The following is a 7,667-nucleotide window of genomic DNA, read 5'->3' as shown; positions in this document are numbered from 1 at the left end:
ACCCTGGGGGAGGTTGAACTTGTGCCTCATCCTCACTGGGTGCGCCAAGCGGCGAACGACACCTCACGAAGGGGGGTTGCCAAACCTGCCTCTTAACGGAGGTCAGGGAGCGTCATCCTGAGGGAGCGGCCGCGCGTAAATGAACGGGCCGCAGCACGTTGGCGCGACCGAAGGATCTTGTGTGCGAAGCGACAAGCCGGCCCTGGTGCGCGCAGTCCATTTGTCGCTTTGCGGGCAAGATCCTTCGTCGCCGCCATGGAATCGGCGCAAGCCGGTTTTGCGCGGCGGCTCCTCAGGATGACGCGTTCGGGGCAATGTTGGGCAACACCCTCTCAGCACGACGCTTCGGGGATGACGGCGATGACGGTGCCCAGGGCACGCCCATGCGTCCTGCCGCTCACCCGTGCTCACGGCGCAGGGTTTGCGCGCGGTCCTGCCGGCTTCGCCAGACGGAGCGGAGGGGCGCCGCGCGACGTGCGCGGACCCGCGGATGTGGACCACTTCGGTTGAGGGGGGGATGATGGGCAACGTTCGACTGTTGATCGTCTACTACAGCACCTACGGCACCAACCACGCGATGGCGGAAACGGCCGCCGAGGCGGCGCGCGAGGCGGGCGCGGAGGTGCGCGTGGTGAAGTGCCGCGAGACGGCGCCGGAAGGGGTGGTGAACGGGCAGGACGCGTGGCGCGCGCAGGCCGAGCGCACGGCGCACGTCCCCGAGGCCACGCCCGACGACATGGCGTGGGCCAACGCGTACCTCTTCAGCGCGCCCACGCGCTACGGCGTGATGGCCAGCCAGATGCGTGCGTTCATCGACACGCTGGGGCCGCTGTGGGCGGAGGGCAAGCTGGCCAACAAGGCGGCCAGCGCCATGACCAGCGCGCAGAACCCGCACGGCGGCCAGGAAACCACGCTGCTGTCGATGTACGTGACGTTCATGCACTTTGGCTGCGTCCTGGTGCCGCCCGGGTACACGGACCCCGTGATCTACGCCAGCGGCGGCAACCCGTACGGCACCACGTTTTCCGCCGGCAAGCCGCTGGACGACGCGACCAAGGCCTCCATCCGCCACCAGGCCACCCGCCTGGTGCAGGTGGCCGAGCAGCTGGCCGGCGGCGCGTCCTGACGCAATCCATCGCTTGAACGGAAGACGGAGCCGGCGGAGGATCATCCTCCGCCGGCTCCGTCGTTTCCACGCAAGGGCAGGGAAGCGGCCTACTTGAGCCCCACCCCGGCGCGCATGGTCTTGGTGATGGACTGCTTCGACGTCCAGTAGCCGTCCCACGGGTCCGCCTTGAGCTTTGCCAGGCGCTTGACGACGGCGTCCGGCGTGAAGGCGTCCGGGTCCAGCTTTGGATTCAGCTCCTCCCACGCGAGAGGGACGGAGATGGCGGCCGTGGGCTTGGCGCGCACGCACAGCGCGCCTACCGACGTGGCCCCGCGGCCGTTGCGCAGGTAGTCGATGAAGATCTTTCCCTTGCGCGCGGCGATGGTCGCCTTGATGAGATACTTGCCCGGGTTGCGTGCGCTCAGGTCGGCGGAGAACGCCTTGGTGAACTCCTTCACGTCGTCCCAGCCGGCGCGGCGGGCGAGGGGGACGACCACGTGCAGCCCCTTGCCGCCCGTCGTCTTGACCCAGCTGTCCAGCCCCAGCTCCGCCAGCCGCTCGCGCACCTGGAACGCGGACGCCACCGTGCGCGCCCACGGCACGTCCGGCGCGGGGTCCAGGTCGATGACGAAGCGGTCCGGCTTTTCGAAGCTCTGCCGCTTGGCGTTGCTGGTGTGCATCTCCAGGACGCCCATCTGCACCATCCCCACGAGGCCGGCCACGCTGTCCACGTAGGTGTAGACCTTCTCGTCGCCGTCGTTCTCGGCGATGGGGACGCGGCCGATGGAGGCGTGAAAGTGCTGGTCGCCATGCTTCTGGTAGAAGCAGTCGCCGGCCAGCCCGTCCGGGCAGCGGACGAGCGTGAGCGGGCGGTCCTGCACGTGCGGCAGCATCCACTCGCCGGCGGCCTCGTAGTAGCGCGCCAGGTCCAGCTTGGTGATGCCCAGGGCAGGGTAGAGCACCTTGTCGGGGCTGCTGACGCGCACGCCCTGCACGTCCACGTCCTTGGCCTTGACGCCGCGGGCCCGCGCGGCGGGTGCCTGCGTGGAAGGGGGGACCGGGCGCGTGCGGGCGGCCGGGTGCTCGTCGCGCGTGGCGCGCTCGGCACCGCGGGCGCGGCCCGTTGCCTTCGGCGCATCGGACTTCGTGGCCGGCGCGGCGCCGTCGGGCAGGGCGGAGGGGTTCTCGCGGACCACGTCCGTCGCGGGCTTGTCCTCGCGCAGCCCCTGGAAGACGGGGTGGCGGATCTTGCCCTCGTCCGTCCACTCGGTGAAGGCGATCTCGCAGACCAGCTCCGGCTCGATCCAGGTCACGTCCCTGGGTCCGCGGCCGCGGCGGCCCAGGTCGGAGAAGGGCGAATCGGCCCGTGTGAGCTCCTTGAGCCGCGCGTGCACCTCGCGCAGCCGCGCCTCGTCGAAGCCCGTGCCCACCTTGCCGGCGTACACCAGGTTTCTCTTCTCGTCGTGCACGCCCAGCAGCAGCGCGCCAAAGTGCGAGCGCGACCCCTTGGGCTCGCTGAACCCGCCGATGACGAACTCCTGGCGCAGCAGGCACTTGACCTTGAGCCACTCCTTGGTGCGCTTGTGGACGTAGAGGGAATCCGCGCGCTTGCTCATGATCCCCTCCAGCCCCATCCCGCACGCCTGCCGGTAGAACGCCTCGCCGCGGCCCACGATGTGGTCGCTGAAGCGCACGGCGCCGTCGCCCGCGCCGGCCAGCAGCGTGCGCAACGCTTCCTTGCGGGCGAGCAGGGGAGACCGCCGCAGGTCCATCCCGTCCACGTACGCCAGGTCAAAGGCGTAGAAGACGAGCTCGGCGCCGCGGCCGGAGTTCAGCACGTTCTGCAGGGCCTGAAAGCTCGTGCGGCCCTCACGCGTGAGCACCACGAGCTCGCCGTCCAGCACGGCGTTCTTCGCGGGAAGCGCGGCCAGGGCGCGCGCCGTGTCGGGAAAGCGATCCGTCCAGTCGTTGCCGTTGCGGGTGATGAGGCGCGCCTCGCCCTTTTGCAGCATGACGACGAGGCGGTAGCCGTCGTACTTGATCTCGTGGATCCACTCGTCGCCGGCGGGCACCTCGTCAACGAGGGTGGCCATCTCCGGCGTGAACGGAGCGGGGAAGGCCGCCTTGCGCGCGCCGGGCACGCCCTCGGCGGGGGAGGGCCCCGCGGATTTCGACGCGGACTTCGCGGCCGTTTTCGACGCGGTCTTTCCAGCCGTTTTCGACGCGGACTTCGCCGGCTTCTTCGCGGCCGTGTCCGCCGCCTTTTTCGGCTTGGACGGCTTTCCGTCGCGGATGAGCGCCTCGGCGGCGGGGGCTTTCGAATCCCAGCGGGCGTCGGCGTCGGCGGCGATCTCGTCCATCGTGCGCCCGGTGGCCACGCTGGTCATCATCTCCTCGGTGATGATGCCCTCGGCCTCGGGGCGGGCGACGTCGTCGTCCTCCTTGAAGAGCAGCCACTGCTCCTTCTGGCCCTCCTCGCCGCGGCGGGAGCGGACGAGGTGCCATCCGCCCCGCAGCCGCTCGCCGTCCAGGTGAAAGCGAAGGTGGCCCTTTCGGTACGCCTTGTGGGGATCGTCGTCCGGCGTCCACGTGCCGCGGTCCCACAGCATGACCGTCCCGCCGCCGTACTCCTTCTTGGGGATGATCCCCTCGAAGACGCCGTACTCGATGGGGTGGTCCTCCACATGGACGGCCAGGCGTTTGACGCCGGCGTCCAGGCTGGGCCCCTTGGGCACCGCCCACGACTTGAGGACGCCGTCCAGCTCCAGGCGAAAGTCGTAGTGCAGGTGGCTGGCGGCGTGCTTCTGGATGCAGAAGGAGAGCACGTCCCCGGAGCGGTGGACGTGCCCTTCTGGTTCAGCGGTGACGCGAAAGTCGCGCTTGCGCTTGTATTCGTCGAGCCCCATTCAGGCGCCCCCTCAGGCGGTCTTGGCCGTCTTGCCGCGCGGCTTGGCCGGCGCGGTGGAAGGCGCCGCCTTGCCCTTGGCGGCGGGCTTGGACGCGCTCTCCTTGGCCGCGGACGCCTTGGCCGGCTTCGACGACTTGGCGGGCGCGGCCTCCACGGCATCGTCCGCGTCGCCGAGATCGAAGTCGTCCACCTCGGCGGCCGCCTTCTTCGACTTGCGGGGGCGGCGTTCCGTGTCGGCGGCGATGCGGTCGCGGCCGGTGGTGGCCTCCACGCTGCGCTTGAGCAGGGCCATGATGTCGATGACGTCGCCGCCCTCGGCCGCCACGTCGTCCACGGGCGTCTCGTCGGGCGCGTCCGTCTGGCCACTCTCGATGCGCGCCTGGATGAGCTGCATCAGGTCGCCGCGGTACGTGTCGGTGTAGCGCTCCGGCTCCCACTCGGCCGTCATCCCCTCGATCAGGCGCTCGGCCATCTCCAGCTCGCGCTCGTTGATCCCCATGTCCGTGAGCTCGCCCTGGGGCACGTCCAGGTCGTCGGCGGCGCGGATCTCGTTGGGATACCGCAGGATCTCCAGCACCAGCACGTCGTCCTGGGGGATGACGGCGGATAAATATTCACGGGAACGAATGACGACTTTGGCGATGCCCACCTTGTTGGTGCGCCTGAGCGCCTCGCGCAGCAGTGCGTAGCCCTTGGACACCGCCTTGCTCTTGCCGATGGGGCCCAGGTAGTAGGGCTTGTCGAGGTAGACGGGCTTGATGTCGTCCATGTCGACGAAGTCCGTGATCTCCACGGTCTGCGTCTTTTCGGGGTTTGCGCGCTTGAGGTCTTCGTCGCTCAGGACGACGTAGTGGCCGCTCTCGTACTCGTAGGCCTTTACGATCTCCTCGGACTCGACCTCGTCGCCCGTGGTCTTGTTGTACTTGCGGTAGCCGATGGGCGACATGTTCCGCCGGTCCAGCTGGCGAAAGCTCAGCTCGTCGGGCGACGCGGCCGTGAACAGGCCCACGGGGATGTTCACCAGTCCGAAGCTGATGCTGCCTTTCCAGATTGCGCGCGCCATGTCGGTTGCTCCTTGGGGATATGGGAACGACCCAAGGAGCAAGCTTTGCTCCACTTCGTATAATACACGTTATGTAAACTAGAGGCTGTGGAGAAGTGTGGAAAACGCAGAAGGCGCGTGGGAATCTCCCCCGCTCCTCGCGAAAGGCCGCCGGCGGGTGGCGGATGGGGCGTCCGCGCGGTGGCGGAACGTGGGTGAGGGGTCGAAATCGCGAAAATCGCCCTGCAATCGATTCTCGCCCCGTGAGGCGTGTGGTTGGTCTCGTGGGCGGCGGATCGCGCGTCCTGCGCGATTTTCGAAGGCCGGTTTTGCGGCTGCGTCATGCCGAATCCCGGTTTGGAGTCCATGCGGGCGCCCCGGATGACCCAGGATGGCCATTGAGGCGTCGTCCGGCGGATCGGCTCGTCCGCGGGGCTGGATGTCGTCGATCGCGGCGCCGGGGGCGGCCGGATGGAGCGTTCGGCGCGATCCGCAGGCACCCGGATGATCCCGGCGATTCCAGTCGCCGCCGGAAATCGCGAACTCCGTCTTTCGCGCGATGGGCCGCAGCGTGCCGGATGCGCCGCGAATTGCGGGGCGCGTGTGCCCCACGTGTGTCATTCTCGCTCTGCTGATTCGGCGGAAAGTTTGGGAAGTGGACTCTTCCGGCGCGGAGCTGGTCCAGGTGGATCGGTAACGGATGCGTGATCGCGTACGGGGTTCCCCGCTCCGTCGTCTCTCGTTACACGTGCTTCGGATCAACGGCCACCGTCCCGCATCAGATGATTTGTCCGCGGTTGGCTCGGCGTCATCCCGTTCGGCAGCGGGTGATCTCTCGATTGCGCATCGGGTCGTGTGATCGCGGCGCGGCCCCAGCCGGAGCGAATAAATTCGCCGCTGGAAAGGCACGAAGTCCGCCTGCGCGGACTGCCCCAGAGAGGGTTGGTGGAGTACACCGCCGGTCACCTGCGCGCCGATCGCAGCGTATCCAAGTTTACATAACTATCCTGTGGAGATGTTGAAAAGCCCCGTCCGAACATCGTCGGACGGGGCTATGGCATTCCGGAGAGCGGGTTTGCCCGCGCAAGGCCGTTGCAGGCTATTCCCTATTCCCTATTCCCTGCCGTTCGCCGTCACATCGCCGCCAGCAGCCGCCGGGCCTCCTCGGCCAAGTCGTCGCGGCCGCCGGCCACGGATTGCAGCGCGTCGCGCGCGGCGGGCGTGTGCAGGCGCGAGATGGCGTTCAGCGCGGCGATCTTGGGGCGCGTGGCCTTCTTGAGCGTGAGCAGCGAGCGCTTGTTCACCACGCCCAGCAGCGGCGGTAGCCCCTCCGGCGAGCCGATGCGGCCCAGCGCGGCGGCGGCCATGCACTGCAGCTCCTCGTCGGAGTCGCTCAGCAGGCGCGCCAGGAACGGGACGGCCGCGGCATCGCCCAGGGTGCCCAAGCCGTGGATGGCCTCGCGGCGCACCAGCCGCTCGCCATCGCCCAGCAGGTCCACCAGCACCCGCATGGCCCCGCGCCCGCCCAGCGCCGCCGCGCCGCGCGCCGCCTCCACGCGCACGCCGGCGTCGCGATGGCCGGCGGCTTCCGCGGCCCAGCGGCGGGCCAACTCGGGGTCCACGCCCGCCTGGCCGGCCAGCTCCAGCAGCGTGCGCGTCTTCACGGGGCCGGGGTCCTGCACGGCGTGCGCGATCAGCTTGTCGGCCTGCCCCTCCACGCCGATGAGCGCGCGGAAGACGGCGGCCTTGAGCTCGGGGTCCGCCGTGCGGTGCAGCAGCCCCTCGAGCATGAGGAGCGCGTCGGCGCCCATGAAGACGAAAAAGCGCAGGATGCGCTCGCGCTCGGCGCCGCCGTACGGCAACAGCTCCGCCAGCCGGTGCAGCGTGTCGGGCGTCCCCGCCCGGCGCAGGGCCTGGACGGCCGCCTCGCGGAAAAAGCGGTTGCGGTCCGGGCGCTCGGCCTCGCGCATCAGCGCGTCCAGCAGCTCCACGGCCTGCCCGTGCGAGTCCGAGCGGACCAGGGACAGCGCCGTGCGCGCGGCCGCGTCCGCCAGCTCGTCGAAGCGCGTGACGTTCTCCGCCTCGTGCAGCAGCCGCGGCAGGGCTTCCGCCTGGTCCACGGGGCCGGTGCCCGTGGCGCGGAAGAAGTGGTACATGTCGCTGCTGGGCGGCTCGTCGCGCGGGGGCTCCCCCGCCCCGCCGGCCGCGGGCGCGCTCGTCGTGGCCGGCGCCGGGCCGGACGGCGTGCCGGGACCCGGATCGAACGCCGTGTCCAGGATCTCGAACTCCGCCAGCTCCGTGCTCTCGATGTCCTCGTCCCACACCGCCGCGCCCGATGCGGGCACGGCCGGCGCGGCCGAGTCGGCCGGAGCCGACGGGGCGGATGCGACGGATTCGGCCGGGGGCGGCGCGGATGGCGCGTCGGCGGACGGAGCGGATGCTGGAGCTTCCGCGGAAGGCGCTTCGGCGGATGCGGGCCGATCGGCGGCTTCGGGGGCCGGGGCCTCCGCGACGGGCGCGGGCGGGGTGCGCGGGGCCGGCTTGTAGACGCCGCCGGCCGTCGTGCTCAGGTAGATGCCACGGGGGGCGAGCGCCTGCATGGCGCCCAC

At 70.0% G+C, this 7,667-nt stretch carries 4 protein-coding genes; 1 reads left to right on the top strand and 3 read right to left on the bottom strand.

Features of this window, described 5'->3' with window-relative positions; translation table 11 throughout:
• Positions 1 to 520: 520 nt before the first annotated feature.
• Positions 521 to 1,126 carry an NAD(P)H:quinone oxidoreductase gene (gene wrbA / locus VFZ20_RS31840; protein ID WP_349264153.1) on the top strand — a complete coding sequence of 202 codons (606 nt, stop codon included), beginning with the start codon at positions 521 to 523 and terminating at the stop codon, positions 1,124 to 1,126.
• 89 nt (positions 1,127 to 1,215) lie between these two features.
• Here the strand turns inward: wrbA and ligD are convergent, their stop codons facing one another.
• From ligD to VFZ20_RS31825, 3 genes are all read right to left on the bottom strand, one after another.
• The gene (gene ligD / locus VFZ20_RS31835; RefSeq protein ID WP_329688013.1) at positions 1,216 to 4,014 is read right to left on the bottom strand and encodes a DNA ligase D; all 2,799 of its coding nucleotides are present in this window, start codon (positions 4,012 to 4,014) and stop codon (positions 1,216 to 1,218) included.
• Between the two features lie 12 nt (positions 4,015 to 4,026).
• A complete protein-coding gene (locus VFZ20_RS31830) occupies positions 4,027 to 5,079 on the bottom strand; it encodes a Ku protein (RefSeq protein WP_329688012.1) in 1,053 nt (350 codons plus the stop codon).
• Positions 5,080 to 6,191: 1,112 nt separating this feature from the next.
• The coding region (locus VFZ20_RS31825) for a HEAT repeat domain-containing protein (protein ID WP_329688011.1) at positions 6,192 to 7,667 on the bottom strand (1,476 nt) is incomplete at its 5' end.

The sequence above is a fragment of the Longimicrobium sp. genome, from assembly GCF_036280135.1.
Lineage (GTDB): Bacteria > Gemmatimonadota > Gemmatimonadetes > Longimicrobiales > Longimicrobiaceae > Longimicrobium.
This window is presented reverse-complemented; position numbering and strand designations above follow the sequence as displayed.

What these genes read in the sequence shown, in the direction of transcription:
- wrbA (WP_349264153.1), top strand. Translation starts at nt 521, where the DNA reads ATGGGCAACGTTCGACTGTTGATCGTCTACTACAGCACCTACGGCACC.
- ligD (WP_329688013.1), bottom strand. Translation starts at nt 4,014, where the DNA reads ATGGGGCTCGACGAATACAAGCGCAAGCGCGACTTTCGCGTCACCGCT.
- VFZ20_RS31830 (WP_329688012.1), bottom strand. Translation starts at nt 5,079, where the DNA reads ATGGCGCGCGCAATCTGGAAAGGCAGCATCAGCTTCGGACTGGTGAAC.